General features: G+C 51.8%; 17 protein-coding genes and 1 riboswitch. Of the genes, 8 read left to right on the forward strand and 9 right to left on the reverse strand.

The window, feature by feature from the left end:
• From HAV38_RS16890 to HAV38_RS16925, 8 genes are all read left to right on the forward strand, one after another.
• Window positions 1–1,429 (forward strand): DUF2345 domain-containing protein (locus tag HAV38_RS16890; RefSeq protein ID WP_168056572.1); only part of this gene is annotated, 1,429 nt, incomplete at its 5' end.
• Window positions 1,426–2,304, forward strand: coding sequence for a DUF4123 domain-containing protein (locus HAV38_RS16895; protein ID WP_168056573.1), 879 nt, complete (start codon window positions 1,426–1,428; stop codon window positions 2,302–2,304). The genes HAV38_RS16890 and HAV38_RS16895, both read left to right, overlap by 4 nt.
• A gap of 141 nt (window positions 2,305–2,445) precedes the next feature.
• Window positions 2,446–2,814, forward strand: coding sequence for a DUF3304 domain-containing protein (locus tag HAV38_RS22325; protein WP_425338701.1), 369 nt, complete (start codon window positions 2,446–2,448; stop codon window positions 2,812–2,814).
• Window positions 2,815–2,980: 166 nt separating this feature from the next.
• On the forward strand, window positions 2,981–3,472 hold the full coding sequence (locus HAV38_RS16905; protein ID WP_168056575.1) for a DUF3304 domain-containing protein: 492 nt from the start codon (window positions 2,981–2,983) through the stop codon (window positions 3,470–3,472).
• A gap of 166 nt (window positions 3,473–3,638) precedes the next feature.
• On the forward strand, window positions 3,639–4,121 hold the full coding sequence (locus HAV38_RS16910) for a DUF3304 domain-containing protein (protein WP_168056576.1): 483 nt from the start codon (window positions 3,639–3,641) through the stop codon (window positions 4,119–4,121).
• Window positions 4,122–6,224, forward strand: a complete 2,103-nt coding sequence (locus tag HAV38_RS16915) for a T6SS phospholipase effector Tle1-like catalytic domain-containing protein (protein ID WP_168056577.1) — start codon at window positions 4,122–4,124, stop codon at window positions 6,222–6,224.
• A 177-nt stretch (window positions 6,225–6,401) separates the two neighbouring features.
• On the forward strand, window positions 6,402–7,334 hold the full coding sequence (locus HAV38_RS16920) for a DNA ligase (protein WP_168056578.1): 933 nt from the start codon (window positions 6,402–6,404) through the stop codon (window positions 7,332–7,334).
• 140 nt (window positions 7,335–7,474) lie between these two features.
• Entirely contained in the window at window positions 7,475–8,626 is a 1,152-nt protein-coding gene (locus HAV38_RS16925; RefSeq protein WP_168056579.1) for a Gfo/Idh/MocA family protein, read from the forward strand.
• Between the two features lie 2,246 nt (window positions 8,627–10,872).
• Here HAV38_RS16925 and HAV38_RS16930 read toward each other — a convergent pair.
• The 9 genes from HAV38_RS16930 to HAV38_RS16970 all read right to left on the reverse strand — a co-directional run bounded on the left by HAV38_RS16930 (window position 10,873) and on the right by HAV38_RS16970 (window position 21,222).
• Entirely contained in the window at window positions 10,873–11,769 is an 897-nt protein-coding gene (locus tag HAV38_RS16930; protein ID WP_168056580.1) for a cobalamin-binding protein, read from the reverse strand.
• 110 nt (window positions 11,770–11,879) lie between these two features.
• Window positions 11,880–12,659, reverse strand: coding sequence for an ABC transporter ATP-binding protein (locus HAV38_RS16935; RefSeq protein ID WP_245182409.1), 780 nt, complete (start codon window positions 12,657–12,659; stop codon window positions 11,880–11,882).
• 38 nt (window positions 12,660–12,697) lie between these two features.
• Window positions 12,698–13,705 (reverse strand): FecCD family ABC transporter permease, encoded by a 1,008-nt coding sequence (locus HAV38_RS16940; protein WP_168056611.1) that lies wholly within the window; start codon window positions 13,703–13,705, stop codon window positions 12,698–12,700.
• An 86-nt stretch (window positions 13,706–13,791) separates the two neighbouring features.
• Window positions 13,792–15,693, reverse strand: a complete 1,902-nt coding sequence (locus HAV38_RS16945) for a TonB-dependent receptor domain-containing protein (protein WP_245182410.1) — start codon at window positions 15,691–15,693, stop codon at window positions 13,792–13,794.
• A gap of 114 nt (window positions 15,694–15,807) precedes the next feature.
• Window positions 15,808–16,063, reverse strand: a riboswitch (cobalamin riboswitch).
• Window positions 16,064–16,125: 62 nt separating this feature from the next.
• A complete protein-coding gene (locus tag HAV38_RS16950) occupies window positions 16,126–16,746 on the reverse strand; it encodes a histidine phosphatase family protein (RefSeq protein WP_168056581.1) in 621 nt (206 codons plus the stop codon).
• An 8-nt stretch (window positions 16,747–16,754) separates the two neighbouring features.
• Window positions 16,755–17,579: an adenosylcobinamide-GDP ribazoletransferase gene (locus HAV38_RS16955; protein ID WP_168056582.1), complete on the reverse strand. Its 825-nt coding sequence runs from the start codon at window positions 17,577–17,579 to the stop codon at window positions 16,755–16,757.
• A 5-nt stretch (window positions 17,580–17,584) separates the two neighbouring features.
• A complete protein-coding gene (cobT, locus tag HAV38_RS16960; RefSeq protein WP_168056583.1) occupies window positions 17,585–18,628 on the reverse strand; it encodes a nicotinate-nucleotide--dimethylbenzimidazole phosphoribosyltransferase in 1,044 nt (347 codons plus the stop codon).
• Between the two features lie 454 nt (window positions 18,629–19,082).
• Window positions 19,083–19,421 (reverse strand): P-II family nitrogen regulator, encoded by a 339-nt coding sequence (locus HAV38_RS16965; protein WP_168056584.1) that lies wholly within the window; start codon window positions 19,419–19,421, stop codon window positions 19,083–19,085.
• 178 nt (window positions 19,422–19,599) lie between these two features.
• Window positions 19,600–21,222, reverse strand: coding sequence for an NAD+ synthase (locus tag HAV38_RS16970; RefSeq protein WP_168056585.1), 1,623 nt, complete (start codon window positions 21,220–21,222; stop codon window positions 19,600–19,602).
• Window positions 21,223–21,317 lie beyond the last annotated feature (95 nt).

Genomic DNA, 21,317 nt, shown 5'->3' on the forward strand with positions numbered 1-21,317 from the left:
ACGGCAACGCTATCGGGTCCAGGCCGATGTGACGGTGCAGCCGACCAGCGATAATCTGCGCCCCGAACGGCTGACCGTTAAACCGTTCACGCACGGCCCGTCCACCGCACGCGTGGTCGGCCCGGCCGGCCACAACCTGTGGACCGATGTGCTCGGACGCATCAAAGTGCAGTTCCCGTGGGACCGCTCGGGACGCCGGGATCAGACCAGCAGTTGCTGGGTCCGGGTCGCATCACCGTGGGCCGGTAACCAGCTTGGCAGCATGCAGGTGCCGCGGATCGGGCAGGAAGTGATTGTTGACTTCATCGGCGGTGACCCGGACTTGCCGATTTGCACCGGACGCGTGTTTAACCAGATGAACGGTCCGCCGTGGGCGCTGCCCGGGCAAAGCGCGTTATCGGGCTTGCGCTCACGCGAACTGACGCCGGCGGGCGGCAATGCGGTGGCCGGGCGCAGCAACCATCTGGTGCTCGACGACACCGCCGGTAAAATACAGAGTCAGCTCAAAAGCGATCACCAGCATAGCCAGTTGAGCTTAGGCCACATCACGCGCATTGATGACAATGCCGGACGCAAAGATGCACGCGGACAAGGCTTTGAATTGCGTACCGACGGGCATGGCGCGATCCGGGCCAGAGACGGTTTGCTGATCACGACCGAAGCGCGCACCAACGCCGCCGGGCATACTACCGACGCCAGCGAAACAGTCCAGCGTCTGGCTGCGGCGCAGGCGCAGCAGCAACGTCTGGCTGCTCTGGCGCAGCAACATGGGGCGCTGGAGGCGGCCGACAACGATGCGGTCATCCACCGACTGGCGACCCAACAATCGGCGCTGGCTGGCAGCGGCGGCAATCCGTCCGACAATATCTTTCCGGAATTCACGGCACCGCATCTGCTGCTGGCCAGCCCGGCGGGCATCGCGACGACGACCCCGCACTCGACGCACATTGCCAGCGGTGAACAGATCGCGCTGACCAGCGGCGAGAGCCTGAGTTTATCGGTCGGACAGCGGCTGATCGCGAATGTAAAAAACGGGATTCGGCTGTTTGCGTATAACGCGGGGATGAAAATGCTGGCCGCCAGCGGCGACATTCAACTCTCGGCGTTGAAAGATAGCGTTAACATTTTAGCCAGACTTAACATTACCCACACCGCCACGCAGATCACCATCAACGCCAAAGAAGAAGTCTGCATCAATGGCGGTGGCAGCTATAGCCGTTGGAATGCCAGCGGGATGACCAGCGGCACCAAAGGTAGCTGGACCGCCCATGCCGCCGGGCATTCGATGGTCGGGCCCGATAGCCTGCCGGTAGAGTGGCCACAGTTTCCGCAGGCTGTATGCAAAGAATGTGAAAAAGCGGCAATGACTGCACAAAGATCTTTAAGCGACCCCGCAAATAAAAAACAGCCATCAAGGAAAAGCATATGAATTACGGCGTTGATCCACACCATCCCGATTTATTAGGTCAGATCGAAGCGACATTGGCGGCGCTAACCGAAAAGCATCCCGATCTCATAACCACTCTATTAATCAATGGGACGTTTGATGACGAGCTGGCCTCCGAGTTCTTCATGCAAAGTAAGGGGCTGCGGACAGGCGTTGTGTCGCTCTATGAGAACTCGGTATTAAGCGGTCTCGAAGAATGCGCTCCCTTTTTGCTCACTGCTGAAATGACTCGCTTGCCCCGATTATTAGCACGCAGTCAAGGCGTTCCGATGTTCAGCCTCCTGCAAAGTACGCTGACAATCCATGCATTGCAACGCCACTTCTCAGCGTTCCTGCAAGTACGTACACCCTCCGATGGACTATGTTTCCCGCTGCGATTTTCCGACGCCATGTGCAGTCAAAATATTTTGCGATGCCTGAATGACGCACAACGCATTAAATTCTGCTCCGGCTTCACCGCGTGGCATTTAGTTAATCGCGGAGGAACGCTGACCACTATAGAGGGCACCTGCTTCAATGCCACATCCTACACGCCGCCCATTGTAAGCGCCGACAACGCAATCGATATCACCGACAAACAATACGCACGGCTAATACATGGTGGCGAGGCAGCCTACCTATTGTGTCATTTCGCCCGAACAGTACCAGCCCTTGTCACCGGTGCGCCGCTGTCCATAAAGTACACGATGATCACCAGCATGCTCGCCGCCATGGATCGCCGCGACATCATGGATGACACTGAACGCAGAGATTTACTGTCGCATGCACTGAGGATGTCAGATCGCGAACGCGCAGTGGCTATGCTGGACGCGGCCCAACAACACGGAACGAAAATCGCGATACAGCGTTTTACGTAATATTCAACTCATTATCAAAGACAAAAAATGCGAATACAAAACGTTCTGTTAATAGCGGTCATCTTTATGCTCAGCGCCTGCGCTCTGAAGACCTCTAAACCTGCCCGATCCTTACAGATAATTCCGTATGTTGATATACCGATGGCCCCGGTATCGATAGGATGTCTAAGCCACGACGGAGCGCCGTACATCTATTCATTCTCTGTCGAGGAATTTTATAGCAAGCGTATGGTGGGTGGACTCAGTTGTGGAGGTTCGGGAGCTTTTGCTTATATGCTGCCTCTGCAGTGGAAGCCAGGAATGAAGGTCAAAGTTCGCTGGAAACCGAACGCACGTGAATGGATAGAAAAAACCACTGCTATCAGACGATATGACGAAGCAGGAGACATTTTCGTTCATTTTTTTGCAAACGACGAAGTACGGATAGTCTCATCGCCTCTCAGTTATCCACAGAGTCCTCAACATCCCATATTAAATAGCGTTACCGTTGCACCACCAGAGGAAGAATAAATGCATACCACTATTGAATCTGCACCACTCATTATTTCTGACCGCATCGAAAAATGAAATGGCATTGTCGGTTACCGCATTACGTGTCGTGCAAGGCATGGACAGACACCCCCGACACGTTTTTTGGTAATCACCGTTCCCCCATTACCGACACCCGGGACTAAAAATGCGAATACAAAACGTTCTGTTAATAGCGGTCATCTTTATGCTCAGCGCCTGCGCTACAAAGACCTCCAAACCTGCCCGACCTTTACAAATAATTCCGTATGTTGATATAGCGATGGCCCCGGTATCGATAGGTTGTTTAAGTCACGACGGAGCGCCGTACATCTATTCATTCTCTGTCGAGGAATTTTATAGCAAGCGTATGGTGGGTGGTCTCAGTTGTGGAGGCACTGGAGCTTTTGGCTATATGCTGCCGATGCAGTGGCATTCGGGGATGAAGGTCAAAGTGCGTTGGAATCGACCGATCAAAGGTGAAGATTACTGGATAGAAAAAACTACTTCAATCAGGCGATATGACATGCCAGGAACACTCTTTGTCCATTTCTTTGCAAACGACGAAGTACGGGTAGTCTCATCGCCTCTCAGTTATCCACAGAGTCCTAAACATCCCATATTAAATAGCGTTACCGTTGCACCCCCAGAGGAAGAATAAATGCATACCACTATTCAATCTGCACCACTCATTATTTCTGACCGCATCGAAAAATGAAATGGCATTGTCGGTTACCGCATTACGTGTCGTGCAAGGCATGGACAGACACCCCCGACACGTTTTTTGGTAATCACCGTTCCCCCATTACCGACACCCGGGACTAAAAATGCGAATACAAAACGTTCTGTTAATAGCGGTCATCTTTATGCTCAGCGCCTGCGCTACAAAGACTTCCAAACCTGCCCGACCTTTACAGATAATTCCGTATGTTGATATAGCGATGGCCCCGGTATCGATAGGTTGTTTAAGTCACGACGGAGCGCCATCTATCTCTTCATTCACTGTCGAGGAATTTTATAGTACGCGTATGGTCGGTGGCCTTAGTTGCGGAGGCACTGGGGCTTTTGGCTATATGCTGCCGATGCATTGGCAATCGGGTATGAAGGTCAAAGTTCGCTGGAAACCGAACGCACGTGCATGGATAGAAAAAACTACTTCAATCAGGCGATATGATATGCCAGGAACACTCTTTGTTCATTTCTTTGCAAACGACGAAGTACGGGTAGTCTCATCGCCCCTTAGTTATCCCCAAAGTCCTCAACATCCCATATTAAGTAGCGCTACCGTTGCGCCACCAGAGGAAGAATAAATGCATACCACTATTAAATCTGCACCACTCATTATTTCTGATCGCATCGAAAATGAAATGGCGCTATCGGTCACTGAACTATGTGCGGTACAAGGCTTGGATAAACGCCCGGCAAAAAATGGACCGCCATGTCAGTGCGGGATCAAGATAGGGATTTTCTTTGATGGCACCAACAACAATAAGGATCGCGATGAGCCCAATAACGGTCACACGAATGTCGTAAAATTATTTAATGCCCATAAAGATGTTAATGAAAAAGGAGCACTTCAGGAACCTTATCATTATAAATTCTACGTTCCGGGAGTAGGTACTCCTTTTCCTGCCAATCGCGAATTAGGGGAATCGGCACGCGGCAATGCATTTGGAGAAGGCGGTGCGGCAAGAATTTTATTTGGCTTGTTGCAGGTGTGCAACGCGGTATATAGGACATTTAATGAAGACATTGCGATGTTCCATGATTTAGAGATTGCCACCAAACTCCAACAATACGCCCAAGACCTCGATAACAGCGATCCGCTGAATCCCCACGCTCCGCTTCCCAACTCGCGTAGTTGGCTGAATGCCTTCAATAAAAAAATAACGCCCGAACTGATCGCTGCACGCATAAAACGTCCATGGCCGGACATTGCGCACATCAGCCTCTCTGTGATTGGCTTTTCACGTGGCGCGGCACAAGCGCGGGCGTTCTGTTACTGGTTTAGCGAACTGTTGTCCCCAGATAATACTTTTGCGGGCCTGCCGGTCAGCATTGATTTTTTAGGATTGTTCGATAGTGTCTCAAGTATCGGGCCATCGCAATCGATCGCGGAAACCCTTCCGTTCTCAGCCGCAGATGGACATTGGAGCTGGGCCAAACAACTCTTTGATCCATTACCAGACTGCGTTAAACAGACGGTCCATTTTATCGCAGCCCATGAGCAACGTCGCAACTTTCCGCTGACACGGGTAAAGGGTCATAACGTGACCGAAGTGCTCTATCCCGGTGTGCATTCGGATGTCGGGGGTGCCTATGCGCCCGGCGATCAGGGGCGCGCCATGCGCAACAATAAAGGCGAGACGGGATTGCTGGTAGCGCAGGTCGCGCTGGCACACATGCATCGGGCCGCCAGTAAAGCAGGCGTTGCACTGGCCGCCTATTGTGTGATGGATGAGCGCCTTAAAAAGGACTACATCATCAGCCCACGACTGGCGGTCGCCTGGAACGATTATATGGCGGCGGGGCAAAGTGCGTTTGAGGGGGTGCCCGGAGATAACATTGTCCGCACCTATCGCGGCATGGTGCGCAAACACATGGCGCTGTATTACGCATTCAGGCGACTGTATTTGGGCGGTTTGGATAACTCGCTTGGGTATAGCCGCGCCAATCCGCAAGCTCAGGAAGATCTGCAGAGCTATAACGTTTTGCTGCGAGGAGATGTGGGCCTGCTCAGGCAACGGGCCGAAGTAGCGAGAGTATTGCCCGGCGGCGCTAACCGACCTGCCAATATTCCCGGTAGCCCGCTCTTGCAGTTTAGTGCAGAACCACACCTGAGCGTTAACGCCTGGCAATTAAGATTAGCAAAGGAAGGTGCTGTGCCAGGGCCAGAAGAGTTATGGGCACTGGAAGAAATGATGAGAAGCCCAATCTCCCCGAAAACCCCTTTTCTGGTATTGCTGGAAGAGTATCTTCACGATTCACTGGCCAGCTTTTCTATTGCCGGTTACCAATCGAACCTGGATAAGGCGGAAGAATTATTGTCGATGGCAACCGATTTTGACAACGATGGCGAAGCCCCGACGACACCGTATCGAAGTCGGGTATGGAAGAACTATCAGGACGCCATTAAAGCCGATCCAAAGATAGGTCAGATACTGCAAAAGCGTATAGACACTATCAAACACGCTGACAATTTTTCTGGTTACCGCAGAGACAAAATTAGGGCACAGGAAAGAGCCGAGCAGCAAATCGGATTTTCACCGGCTGAACAAGCCACACTGGCCGAATTTTTTCCGACGCAGGGTGATGTGGATGTGGCGGAATTGCGTAATTGGGTCATTCGTTCCCAAACCAGAACACGACGAGAAGGTAGTGGCTATTTGCGGCAACGGCATGTGTTTGAATAGAAGCTGCAACTGGTCGCAAAACAATCGCGTGCTTGCGTTGGATGTCAGTCGTGCACGGAGGTACGCGTTGCCAATGCGCGACCAGTGAAAGACAGCAGCCAACATACTGGGAGCGTTCTTTACTTAAAAGTTATACTTTCACACTCGATAATTCAGACAACAAATATAAGGAAGCAAATGTCCCCCGGCACCACCGACCTGCCATTTCCTGTTATCCGCAATTTCAGTTTACATTATCGAAAATATTTATTTGCGCTATTCGTCTCCACACTATTGCTCCAGCCGTTGTCACTAAGCGCCACAACGACCGAGCGACCTCCTCCACCGTTAATGCAGGCAAACGTTTATCATCCGGGCGTGAATTTGAATAATTATTGGGTGAGCGAAAAGTTTGATGGCGTGCGGGGATATTGGGACGGCGAGGCTTTGTGGACGCGCGGTGGCAATCCGATTTATGCGCCGGCATGGTTCACCTCCGGGTGGCCGAAGGTAGCGATGGACGGTGAGTTGTGGGCTGGGCGCGGACAATTTAATCAGGCGGTGTCTACCGTCAGGCAAAAGACGCCCGATGATGCAGCATGGCGACAAATACAGTTTATGGTATTTGATTTGCCTGCATATCCTGGAACGTTTGATACGCGCATTCTGGCGATGCAAAATCTGGTTACCACATTAGCAAAGCCGTGGGTGCAGCCAGTGGCGCAAGTTAAGGTCAAAGATCAAAAGTCGCTGACCGCAATGCTCGAAAGAAATGTCAGGCAAGATGGTGAAGGTTTGATGTTGCATCGGGGAGATGCACTCTATCGCGGCATCCGTAGCGATGACTTATTGAAACTTAAAACCCACGACGATACCGAAGCAAAGGTCGTCGGTTACCTTCCAGGCAAAGGAAAGCATCAAGGAGTAATGGGAGCGCTAGTAGTAGAAACGCCAAAGGGATTACGTTTTCGGATCGGCACCGGCTTTAAGGATACGGACCGACAAAAGCCACCAGTGATCGGGAGCTGGATCACCTATCGCTATCGCGGGTTGAACCCCAGTGGCGTACCGCGATTTGCCAGTTTTATGCGGGTTCGGGAGGAGATGTCTCCGCCCACGGGCGCGCCGTAGTTGCTTGTATTTCAAGCGCTGTGAGCTAGCCGCTCAAGGGTTGATTCAATTCAACTGAATTTAGTTCGGCTTGTGCTTGTGAAGATCAAATCAATCAATTGCTCAGACCAATAAAGGCCTGAGCACTTTAGGAGCAGACAATGCAACGGCGTTTAAGATTAGGAATGGTTGGCGGTGGTCAGGGTGCTTTCATCGGTTCGGTGCATCGGATTGCGGCGCGGCTTGATGATTATTATGAATTGGTAGCAGCCGCGTTGTCGAGCGATCCGACACGCGCTGCCAACAGCGCTGACGCCATACGCCTTGATCCGCGCCGAAGTTATAGCGACTATCGGGAGATGGCGCGTCAGGAAGCAGCAAGACCGGATGGCGTCGAGGTGGTGGCGATTGTCACGCCAAATTATTTGCATGCACCGGTTGCAACGGCATTTTTAGAGGTGGGAATCCATGTAATCTGCGATAAGCCGTTGGGTATTTCGCTCAAGGAAGGTCGGCAACTAGCGGCGCTTGCCTTACAAAAAAACCGTGTTTTTGCACTGACGCATACCTACACCGGTTATCCGATGGTGCGGCATGCCCGAGCAATGGTCGAAGCGGGTGATTTGGGCGACTTAAGGTTGATCCAGGTCGAGTATTCACAGGATTGGCTGGCTGCTTCTATCGGCAGCGCCAATACCGGCGCCGCTGATAACTGGCACAACGATCCACTACGTTCGGGCCCTGGTGGAACGTTGGCTGATGTCGGCACGCATGCTTATCAAATGGCGCAGTTTATCAGCGGTGAGACGCCCACCCAGTTGCTGGCTGAACTGCATACTTTCGTTCCTGGTCGCCCTCTGGATGACCATGTGCAAGTGATGCTGCGCTATGCCAACGGCGCCCGTGGAACGCTGTGGGCGAGTCAGGTTGCAACCGGCTGTGAAAATGCAGTGCGCATACGTTTGTATGGCAGCAAGGCCCAACTGGCCTTCAATCAGGAAAATCCCAACGAATTATGGTTTACACCGCAAGGCGGCAATGCTCAGCGCTTAACGCCGGGGCGCGTTGGGAGCGCGGCAGCGGCACATGCCACGCGATTGCCAGCTGGCCATCCCGAGGGCTATATTGAAGCTTTTGCGCAATTATATGTTGATGCAGCGTTGCAGATTATGGCTGTTAATGCGGGTCAGTCGATTCCCGAGGCGGCACGCTGGCTTACTAATGTTCATGATGGTGTGGCGGGGATGGCGTTTATTGAGGCGGTTATTCGTAGCCATGAAAATGACGCTCGATGGACCGATATAGCATGCTAGGGGCGTGGTGAAACCGTAGAGTGAGTAAAGCAATCGGTCTGCAAGTCCGCCCACAACGGGGGGCGTTAGTGATCTTTGGGGAGCGGGATTTAAAAGTCTTGTCTGGCGTTATCGCTACGGAAAGTCTGGCGGACAATTCCAGCGCGGTGCTCCGAGGATACTGTTGGGGGGGCGGACAGCCGTAACGACACCATGAAGCTAAAAAAATGTTCTTTGCCCAATCTATGTCAATAGTATCGTTTACTTGGATGCCCCTTTCATTGTTAGTGGATAGCTACGATTTACACTCAGGCACGTTGATGCCGTATTTGAAAGCGGGCGTCCATTAGATTACTTTTTTGCGACACATTCTGGGGCGCTCCTATTCGGCAAGGCGTTTTGGATCGTTGGAATTAAAGTCCTCTTTGTCATCATTATCGATCCACTGCTTGAACATCGGCTTTTCATCAGTCGAAGTCGTCGCAATTGTCGGGGGCATGGCCCCTATGAAGAGCGTTTGACAACCTTGCACTACCAACGCTCTATTACATTCGCGCCCATACAGTCTGCGGACTAGTAATTATCTGATTATTCAACCGCTCTCCGGCATCTGGCCCTGCCCCATCGAATACCACGTTTGTGCTTCTTTCTGCTGTGGTGATGAGATTTTTAGCAAAGACTTAACTTCGTAATAAGGCTTGTGCGGTGGAGGGTGGGGGCGACGACGGCGGTGTTATTTGCGTAATATCACGGGTGCTAGTAGCGGCGCTTCTCGATTCGCGACGTTGTCAATAGTACTTTCAATGTAGTCCGCGTTACGCATTGCATCATGGATCAGCTTGTGCATGAATAACTTTGTCTCGTAAGGAGTTGCCATTCTTCCCATTTGTGCGGATAGTGCAAACACTACCGTATATGGTAAGCAATACTCTATCTCTTTTAAACATGTAGACTTTCTTCCGCCTGCGTCGAAATAGTGAGGTCCTATTTGTGTAAGTTTTTCCGTCGTGGCCAAAGATAACGCTGAATTTATCGTCAGCATTTCGCCGGATGACGTCGTGGGGCACGTTATCTGGAACGCTCTCAATTGCGATGAACTTTCCACTGGTATATGCCTGGAATACACTGCGGTCATCCCTGACAATGAGCAACATGCGATTTTTTGAAAAATCTGGCAACAGCGCAATGAAAGTCAGCGTAACTTTCGCACTCATCCATTTGCTAGGACTGATCAAAGTATCTATTACCCGATATGTGGCCGGATATAATTTCCGCCGTTGCGCTTCTGAAAGGCTCTGCTGAAAAAGTAAAGTGGAGAATAATTTTGTAGGATCATGTTAATTGGCTTAGTGTGTACAGCATTGATAGTGGGCTTTCTTGAAGACAGCCTTTGACTACCGGGAGCGAATAGCGCTACCTCTTTCGGCATAGCCCGACGACCGGAGCGCTCCGCTATCCGACCTGAATTTTTCACTATTCCAGCCGGGCGTGAATAAGGCGTTAATAATGACGTGGGCCAACTGAATGCACGAAGTTGCATTGATGAACTACGGGCGGCTATTACTTAGCGGCGACATTGCTGATTGCGGGCGCTGGCGCGGACTGCTCCACGCGGTTATAAGTACTGGGGCGGGGGAACAAAGGATTAATTATTCGCATTTTCAAACCTTTCGTAATAACAAAAAGAATCAGCTTCGGTTTGACTTGCCATATTATTGCGGTATGAAGAGTTCCTTTCCCTGAAAATGGCGCAATGCTGTGCGCCACATTACGTGTTGAACTGCACAGCACAATAGTATTTACTAACGAAATTTACTTTTAATGTTCTGGCAACGAGCTTATCTATTCTGCCATATGGTTACATCAGAATTTATAGGCAACTACTGGATGAGGCAATAAGACAAGAATGAAAAAATTGGAATTTTGAATCAGAGCAGAATGGAAGACAACTCCAGAACCAAACCCTTCTAACTCCATTGGGGCATATCGCCTGATCATTCCGGTTTAACTACGACTGATATTTAGGCGTCCGCCGAAGGTGCGGAGGTGCGGCATAAGTGGGATGGGACATGTTGATGAACAACTTGCGGCCAGGGGCAAGGGCATTTAGCCTGCTTTTGAGTTTCAGGAATCTAAGCTGCCTATATCAATATTAAAACTAATACCTGTTTAACTGCTGTAATCTAGTTTTGGCCTACATCCGGATACGCAGGTTTTATGTTAGCGCGCCCTTAAACGTCACTTATGAGGGTGTAAATAATTATGTATCAACGAAGTGTGCGGCGCGTACGTGCCACGTCTAATTTTTCGCACAAAATAGCCGTACCCTCGATTAAACGCGGTCCTGCGCGGTTCATCAAATCGGCGTCGATACCGAACAGATTATCGCGTTGCACTGCCAGCAAGCCCGGGTAACTGCGCCAATAGTCCAGATCGCTTTTATCGTCTTTGCGCTGACCACTTATTAGTACCTCGGGGTTTTCAATTAATACTGCTTCGATGTTTACTACCGGTGCTGTTACCGCCAGCTTAGCGAAGATATTTTCGCCGCCGCAGATGTTGATCGCGTCGCTGACAATCTGATTGCCGTTAAGCGTATACAAGGGCCGACTCCAGACCTGATAAAACACCCGGACCCGCGGGCGCTGCTGATATGCGGTGGTCAGTGCATTGATTTTCCAAAGCATCGCTGCGGATGCTTTTTCGGCTTCTTTGGAAGTACCTAACAACTTACCCAAGCGAATCACGCTGTCCGGAATATCGCGTAGCTTACGTGGCTCGCTGAAAAATAAGGGAATTCCTAACTTGCGCAATTGCTCCACCTGACGGTCGGCGCCGCTGTGGCGCCAGACCACGAGCAGATCCGGCTTTAGCGCGATCAGGCGCTCGATATCCAGCAAGTTGCTGTCGCCAATCCTAGGGATTTGTTTGGCAGCATCCGGATAATCGCTGTATGTCACCGTACCGACGATACGCGCACCACCGCCAGCGGAAAATACCAATTCCGTCGCATGCGGTGCCAACGTCACCACGCGCATTGCTGGCCGGGCTAGCGTGACGATATTACCGGCATCATCTTGAGCACTGACCGCTCCGGCAGCGTTTGCCATTACAGCAATTTGTACGGTAATAAAGCAAATGGCAAGAATAAGGGCGCGTTTCATGGCGATTGGTTTTAGGTTATTTGCTTGAATATCGGTTGAACGAACAAAATCTGCACGCGCAGCTAACGGATTTGTAGAAAATTTATCGAAGAAATAAATGCCCTTTTACATCAAAGGACGTTGGCTGGTGAGCCTCGTGAGCTTTTGTCCACGGGAATAAAAATAGTCCTATTTTCGTGGCGAACCAGTTCTATCGGATGCCCCAGACAACGGCTTAAAATAGGGCCTGTCATCACCTTTGCCACCGGACCTGCTTGCCACTGTCCATCTCCCATCAACAATAGCGCATGACTGGCGACACTATGTGCCAGGTTAAGGTCGTGACCGACCATCACTACCGCCTTGTCCGAGCCCATTGCACCACACAATTCAGCCAACAATTGCATGACGCTGACCTGATGCGCCAGGTCGAGCGCGTTCGCGGGTTCATCCAGCAATAACAAAGGCGTATCCTGTGCCAGCACCGCCGCGATCGCTACGCGCTGACGCTCGCCACCTGAGAGGGTACGGATATCACGCTCCGCCAATGCCTCTACGTCAAGCGCCCGCAAGGCTGCGAAAGCAGACTCCCGGTCGGCCTCAGACTCCCAATAGCGTGCGTCATGATACGGATGCCGCGCAGCCAATACGGCTTCAATCACCCGATAGCCGAAGGCATCGCGGGTGCCTTGGGGCAAGAATGCCCGCATACGCGCCAGATCTTGCAAGGACCACTCCGATAAGGGGCGCCCGGACAGCTCAACCATACCGCCATCGGCTGGGCGCAAACCGGCCAGACAACGCAGAAAGGTACTCTTTCCAGCCCCATTACGTCCAATGACACACCAAAGCTGACCGGGACGCAACTCCCAATGGAGACCAGCAACCAGCGTACGGTCCCCAATAGTCATTGTCAGGTCGCGCGTGCGCATAAGCGAAGGCGTCGTTATCATCGTTTGCGAATATGGTGTAATTGCAATAAAAAGGCTGGCACCCCGATCAATGCCGTAATCACGCCTACCGGCAATTGAGTCGGCGCGATGACTGTACGCGCCAACGTGTCCGCAAGGACCAGAAAAGTGCCGCCGACAATCGCCGCCGCTGGCAACAACAAACGGTGATCCGGGCCCAATGCAAAGCGGCATGCATGTGGCACGATTAGTCCGACAAAGCCTATCGCGCCCGCACTGCTTACGGTGCAGGCGGTCAATAAGGCCGCGCAAAAGAATAATCCTTTACGCAACGATGCCACGTGGATTCCCAGCGTGGCCGCGGCTTCTGCATGTAATACCATGACGTTGATGTGGCGCGCCTTGCGCAAAGCGAAAATCATCGCGCCGCTCAAAACGACCCAAGGAAGCCAACGCAATTGTGTACCAGACAAATCACCGATTAGCCAAAACACCATGCTGCGCAGTCGGCTGTCCGGCGCGATCGACAGCATCAATGTGACCATGGCCCCGCAGCCCGACGCAACAATCACGCCGGTCAACAATAGCAAGGGCGCATTACCATCCGCAATGCCGCCACGTAAATCGCGATAAGCCAGGCCGAAGAGTAATAGCGCGACAGCAATCGCGCCAGCAAAAGCGGCGACATCAATCATCCACGTCGCACTAAAAAACAGCATCGCCAACAACGCCCCCACCGCAGCACCGCCAGAGACGCCCAGCACATAAGGGTCGGCCAACGGATTACGCAATAACGCCTGCATCATCACTCCAGCTAACGCTAGCATTGCGCCCGTAACAAACCCCGCTAAAGCGCGTTCAAGACGCAGCGCCAATAGCGTCGCCGCCATGGTCTTGGGCGCACCGCGTAACACATCAGTCAAAGCGCCAACAATTTCAGAAAACGGCAACGTCACCGAACCGACCGCACATGCAAAAAAAATACTGATTAGCGCTAGCAAACCGACGCCACTAAGTATCACGATTGCGCGCCTTCTGCCCTGCATCACGCACAGCGAAGGAGATTGAGATTTTTTGATTGCTGTGCTGATAATCACTTTTTCTTTCGTACAAAAAATTGACCAACGACTACTTATCTGAATCCGTAACGAACCCCAACAAACAAGTTGGAGCCAGCAGTCGCATAGTATCGCGCCAATTCGTAATCCTTATTAAACACATTATTCCAGCGTCCAAACAACGCCCAATTGCCGGTCAAGTCATAACTGGCATATAAATTAACCACACTATAGCCACCGAGCACCGTCTGATTGTCTGTGTCATCGTAACGTTTACCCGAGGTCACAAGTTCAACACCGGCCTTTGTCGCGCCGCTACCATAATCCAGCGCCACCGTTGCATGCTGCCGCGCACGTCGCGGCAACAATTTACCGGTCGTGTCATCACGCGGGTTTTGTAGGTCCATTGAAGCACGTAACGCCCAGTCGCCCAGAAGCCTGCTGGCGCCTACCGAAACACCTTCCAGCGTGGCCTTGTCAACGTTATACGCGCAGCCGTAAGGATAGGCTGCGGGATCGATTGGGCAAGTCGACGTAGAGATTATCAAATCGGTGATTTTGTTACGATAGTAAGAAACATTTAACTGTGACGTTCCATCATCGTAGACAAGCCCCAATTCGGCATTTTTCCCTTTTTCTGGCTTGTTGGTAGCAATCCCATAACCCGGGTAATACAACTCGTTAAAAGTTGGCGCTCTGAAACTGGTGCCATAGCTTGCATTGGCGCGCCAGTCCTTGCTCAGACGATACCCGTAGCCAAGACTTCCGGTGACATGATCGCCAAACTGTGCGCTGTTGTCATTGCGGATACTGATCGTTGCCAGATGTGCTCCGCGTTTTAATTGGTACGATGCCGCCGCAGAGTTGGTGGTGCGGTCTCCAGACAACCCGGTAGCAGCAACTTCTTCGACGCGACGCTCAAACAATAACTGCAAAACATCCGGTCCCAGCAGCAAATCATTCTGCCAGCTGTAGTTATTCTGCGTCGTGGTAATTTCACTATATCCATAAGACTGATCGCTACTGATATTGGTCGACTTATCTGTGGTCTGCGATAGCTGAAGCTTGCTGGTCCACCACGGCACTATCTGGTTTTTGGCATACACTGCCACGTCTGTCAGTTTTTGAATAGTCCGGGCATCAAAGCCGGGACCGTTGTCGAACTGCGCATTCAGTCGGCTCTGTAAGAAGGTGACACCAACTTCCTGTCCCTTGGCCAACACAATGCCAAACTGACCGCTCGTGCTGTCTTTTTTGTAGCCATCTTTATCCGGATCGTAAGCGCTATAAGGCGAAGGGTTCGGCTTGGTTGCGGAAAAACCGTCCGCACTTTCATGCGCAGCGGCGATCGCGTAGCTAAAGCGATGATCGCCTTCAGTGGATCCAGAAACGCTCGCATCCATCGTGCGCGTGCCGTAACTGCCGTATCCGGCCGAGGCGTTAAAGCGGGATGTACCAGCGCCTTTTCTGGTGAAAATCTGGATAACGCCACCGATGGCATCAGCACCGTAAAAACTGCTAAGTGGACCGTACACAATTTCAATGTGATCGATTTGCGACAGTGGAATACTGGACCAGGTCGCGCCGCCAGTGGTGGAGGACCCCACGCGGACGCCATCAATTAATACCACGTTCTGGTTGTTCGCCGCACCACGCATGAAAACCGATGCAGTGGTGCCGGGACCACCATAAGTGGATATCTCGATACCGCGTTGCTTCTGCAACAGTTCAACCAGCGAAGTTTGGCCTGATTGCGCAATTTGTTGCGCAGATATGGTCACGTTGTCGCTCAATACATCGCCAGCCTTTTGCGGCGTGCGGGTAGCTGTTACCAGTACCGGATCGAGCGCTTCGTCGGACGCAGCGTGCGCCAAAATAGAAAACGAGAAAGTAGAAATAACCAGAGTAGAAAGGCACCAGGGCGCAATCATTCGCGCTGGGGTGCGCGGACGGGTCTTTAAAACAATTGAAGTCATGATAAATTAATTATGAATACGTATCAGCTTGCCTCCCCGCGAGCTGATTCAAAAGAGATACCAATTCAGATTTATCGCGCTTTACCGATGACCCTGTAAATTGCTTCCTCAGTGGTATTTCCACCCGCTTTGGCCGGTATCCGGGCTATCAAGTCCAACTGCCTTACCTTCCCATGCAAATCAGCACAGTGGCGTCAGAGGCAGCTTGTCACGGGCGATAATCAACCTGATGCTTGCAGCAGGCATATGGGGCAATTATACGGTTCGTGACGCTTGTTTTCCGTTGCGGGGGCAGCACACGTATTGCGTGTTTCCCGTTTAACTGCAAACACAGCCGTGTTCGCGAGCACCAAAAGCATGCGCATTTTAGTATTCATCGGCTTTTACGGCAACACCAAGCGTCATTTTTTACGTTGCTAACAACACCCTTCTCTATTCAAGCGAGAGTGACACTACCTCGCCGTAGCCAATTGCGTGCGGCGTCCCTGCTGCCTGCTGTGCTATCTTTACAATTACAGTCCGGTTAAAAAGGTCGGCGGGGCGAGGACAAATTTTTTGACATGCTAAAAGAAGGCGGATCGTCCCCGCGTGGCACATGACGATAACCTCCTCGCTTTGAGGTTGCCGCTCGGAAGCACGTTGCTGCAAATCTCGATAAAACTCCCCTACCCGCACGGCCATCTGGGTCACGCTTTCTCCGCCACCCGGCCGATAATCGACCATTGCGTTGGCCCATGCATCGATTTCGGGCCGTGGGATATTGCTCCAGCGCTGCATTTCCCAATAACCAAAATCCAGTTCTGCCAAGCGAGCATCGAACGTCGGTGCGGGCCAATGACGTTCTTCGGACAACTGCCTGGCTAGCGCTGCACAGCGCTGAAGCGGGCTCGAAAACAATATTGCCGGTGCTTTAGTTGGTAAGACCTGGATCAACAGACCTAATACCCGGACGTTTTCATGATCCGATACGGTCAAATCTGTGCTGCCGTAGCAAACCTCACCTGCATCGCCGGGTATGGACGGTTTGGGATGGCGCACCAGATGAAGTCGCATAGCTATGCCTATCGGAGATGGGCCATCGTGGCCGACAGGCCAAGATAAAACATCACCTCTGCCAGTTGTTGCACAGCGCCCAGACAGTCGCCGGTGTAACCGCCAATGCGCTTCACAAATAATCTGGCTAACCATAACGTCGAAAGTGCACTGAATATAAGGCCGGTGGCAATTGCGCTCCACGCTAACAGGCCCAGCAAACCGACCGACGCGACAGGTAACGCGGCCAGGATTGCCGCTATCCCAAACTCTTTGGTGGACATATGGTCTGCTAACGGCTTGGCTTTACCCTCGGCTTTAACATAGGACAGTTGCCAGATCAACGCGCTAGCCATCCAGCGTGAGACCGGATGCGCAAGCAATAAGCCCGCAACAGTTGGCAATACCGGCAAATTAGCAAGAACTGTGCATTTCAATCCCAGCATCAGCGCAATCCCGATAACGCCATAAGCTCCCACCCGCGAGTCTTTCATGATGTCCAAAATCCGTGCCACAGAATAACCGCCACCAAAGCCGTCGCAGACGTCTGCAAACCCATCCTCATGGAATGCCCCAGTCAGATATATTCCCCCGACGGTTGAGAGAAGCACCGCCACAGCTGGAGACCAAAAGTGAGCTGAAGCCCAGTATATTGACGCCGTCGCCGCCCCGACCACTATCCCCACTGCTGAAAAATAGCGGGACGCCTGGTGTAGCCATGCAGGATCAAACCCGACCCAGCGCGGAACTGGCAAACGCGTAAAGAACTGCAAGGCGACGAAAAACAACCGCAGTTGATGCAACGGTTTAGCGACAACGCCAGACTTTATACCACTGGGTGGAATGCCGGACATTCTGGCTAAGCGTCGAGTGGAGAAATGGCGTCAACCGAGGCTGATTCAAAAGTCGCCATCTCGGCCATAAATGCCACTGCTGCCTGTACGAGTGGTAACGCCAACGCAGCACCGGTGCCCTCGCCTAGACGCAAACCTATTTGCAATAAAGGTTGCGCCTTCAAATAAGTCAGCATTTGACGATGACCATGCTCATCGGAGCAATGCGCAAAAACGCAATAATCGAGTATTTCTGGACGTAATCGGGCAGCAATTAGCAACGCGCTCGTGACAATAAAGCCGTCAATCAGTAGCACCATGCGCCGCTCAGCTGCGGCAAGCATTGCGCCCACCATCATAGCGATCTCAAAGCCACCAAACGTGGCCAAAATCTCAAGCGGCGTTGCGACACGATCGTGGTGATTGATCGCACGCTGAATCACGCTTTGCTTAAGCAATATACGGGTGGCGTCGAACGCCGTCCCTGCCCCGACACATTCGACTAGCGGCAGTCCGGTGATTTTTTGCATAATTGCCGCTGCCGCTGTGGTGTTGCCAATACCCATTTCACCGAAACCGATGATATTTCCGGGTAGCCCGCCGATGAGTGCAATGCCGTGCGTAAGCGCGGTTGCGCATTGTTCGGTCGTCATCGCCGCTTCATGGATGAAATTTTTGGTGCCGAAGCCAACCTTTTTAGCAATAAGCTTAGGACGGGTGCCAAAATCGTGGTTTACCCCGGCGTCCACTATGTGCAGGCTACACTGGCTCTGGCGCGCGAAGACATTAATTGCAGCGCCTTCTGAGAGAAAATTTTCTACCATTTGCCACGTCACGCTTTGTGGGTAAGCGGAAATACCCTCGGCCACGACACCATGATCGGCAGCGAATATTACGATGGCAGGTTGCATTAAGGCAGGTCGCGTGGTTTGCTGGATCAAGCCTATCTGGAGCGCAATTACCTCAAGTGATCCAAGACTGCCTAACGGCTTGGTCTTATTATTGATCACTGCTGTAAGCGCTGTATTGAGAGCGCTATCTTGCGTGGGTACTATGTGAGGAATCTGCATGAAGAGTTGTCCGGTGGGTTTCTATAATTACGCGGCAATTATATACGGCGCAACAACTCACCTTGGAGTGACCTTGCATCACCTTCGCGCTGATGGAGGACCTCAAACGCATACAGATTGGTGCCGTCTTCTAACGCGTACGCATCAACCCGGCAATCGCATAGCGTTTCGCTAACGCGTCGAAAACACAACGAAGCAATTGCTGTTTCGACTATATGTGACGTCGCGCAATTCACGGCGCATTGCGTTGCGTCGGAAGATGTTATGCGCCATTAAGTGATATTTCGTGGCATTTAGCGCTAGTTAGTCAGAGTTAGTCGTATTTACTCATACTAAATGCGACTTCATGCCTACTTATCACGCACCTTGCTGAACTGCGCTCAGGCAAGTCAGTGACTGTACATGCAGCCGCATGCGCTCCTTAATTGCTTGCCTGCTGCCTAGGTTTCAGCCTTTAAACCGCTTCCGGCCCAGTTTCGCCAGTACGAATACGGATAACCTGCTCGACGTCGCGGACAAATATCTTGCCATCGCCAATCTTGCCGGTCCGTGCGGCCTTAATGATGGCATCCACCGCTTGCTCGGTGAGGGCGTCATCAATCACTAGCTCAACTTTTACTTTTGGCAAAAAATCAACCACATATTCAGCGCCGCGATATAACTCAGTATGTCCTTTTTGGCGACCGAAGCCTTTTACTTCCGTTACGGTCAAGCCATTAACACCGACTTCAGCCAATGCTTCACGTACTTCGTCCAGTTTGAACGGTTTGATAATGGCAGTAATTTGCTTCATGACAACTCCTCTATGCAATTAACAAAAATCTTTAGATAGCTTAAAAACGGGAAAAAAATGTAGCGCTGGCCGCGCATTTTACTTGTTTATCCACTCCCGGTTTATCCACCCCCGGTAACGCATGCGGTCGCTGCAGGCGCCTGGTCGTGTAAGGTTACTATTTAACGTTGTTTCCCCGTCACTCCCTGAACTTTGACGTAATCGGGTAACGCCAGTCACGACCGAAGGCACGATGCGTGACGCGGCAACCCACGGGCGCCTGACGCCGCTTATATTCGTTGATCTTGATCAGCCGCGTGATGCGTTGCACATCTTCCGTGCGATAACCGGCTGCCTCAATCTCGGCAATACTCTGATTTTCTTCCATATACATTTGCATAATGGCGTCCAGCACTTCGTACGGTGGCAGCGAGTCCTGGTCGGTTTGATCGGGCCGCAATTCTGCCGATGGCGCACGTGTCAAAATTCGCGTCGGAATAACCTCTCCCAGCGTATTGCGATAAGCACACAAGCGGTACACCAACGTCTTCGCAATATCCTTAATGACAGCGAACCCACCCGCCATATCACCATACAAGGTGCAATATCCGACCGCCATTTCACTTTTGTTGCCAGTGGTCAGCACAATCGCACCAAATTTATTCGACAACGCCATCAATAAAGTACCGCGGATGCGCGCCTGGATGTTTTCTTCTGCCGTATCTTCTGCCAAGCCCTCAAATTCTTTAGCCAAGGTCGACTTAAAGGCGCTAAAACATTCATTAATCGAGATCTCATCATAGCGCACGCCAAGTCGCTCCACCATATCGCGCGAGTCAATCCACGAAATTTCTGCAGTATAAGGCGATGGCATCATGATGCAACGGACTTTATCAGCGCCTAACGCATCGACAGCAATCGCCAGCACCAGTGCCGAGTCGACCCCACCAGATAAGCCCAGCAAGACACCAGGAAATCCGTTCTTGCCGATATAGTCACGCACACCCAGTACTAACGCCTGATATACCTGCGCCTCCACCGAGAGCGTAGGCGCCATCTGAGAGGTGGTACCGGTGACCGGCTGCGCGCCGTCAAACACAATTATCTGTAAATCTTCTTCCGCGTGCTTGAGTTGCGCTGTGACATTACCCTGCTTGTCCATCACAAATGAATTGCCGTCAAAAATCAGTTCGTCCTGAGCGCCGACCAGATTAGCGTAAACCAGTGCCAATCCCTTGGCCGTAACGTTGGCGCGCATGATGTCGTAGCGCAAATGCTGCTTGTTCATATGGAACGGCGACCCGTTCGGGACCAGCAAAACCTGCGCGCCGGCGGCACGCGCACGCGCGGGGGCATGAGGAAACCAGGTATCTTCACAGATGTTGAGGCCAAAACGAACGCCCTTCACTTCAAAGACCAAGGGCGCATCAGCCGAAGAAAAATAGCGCTTCTCGTCAAATACTGCGTCGTTCGGTAGCGCGTACTTGCGGTAGGTGCCGGATATTGCACCATTTACGATCACGGATGCTGCATTAAAGCGTTCGCCATTTTCCAGAATTGGGTGACCGACCACCACGTGGACATCGCGCAAATCGGCTAACTCGGCGCTCAAAGCAGTCATTGCTTCAACGGTTTTATCGTAGAAAGCCTGACGCAGCAACAAATCTTCGGGCGGATAACCCACTAATGATAACTCTGGCGTTAATACGATATCCGCGCCCTGAGATGCAGCGCGACGTGCAAATTCCGCGATTTTGGCGCTATTACCCGCCAGATCACCGACGGTGCTATTAATTTGGGCGATGGCGACTTTTACTGTCATGGCAATGATGTAAGTGAAGAGTGACGATGAGTGATACAAGGAATAACAAAGCGCGGTACTTAGCGTACTGTCCTGGCGTTCAATTATCGCATGGG

The sequence above is a fragment of the Glaciimonas immobilis genome (assembly GCF_011947285.1).
Taxonomy (GTDB): Bacteria; Pseudomonadota; Gammaproteobacteria; order Burkholderiales; family Burkholderiaceae_D; genus Glaciimonas; species Glaciimonas immobilis.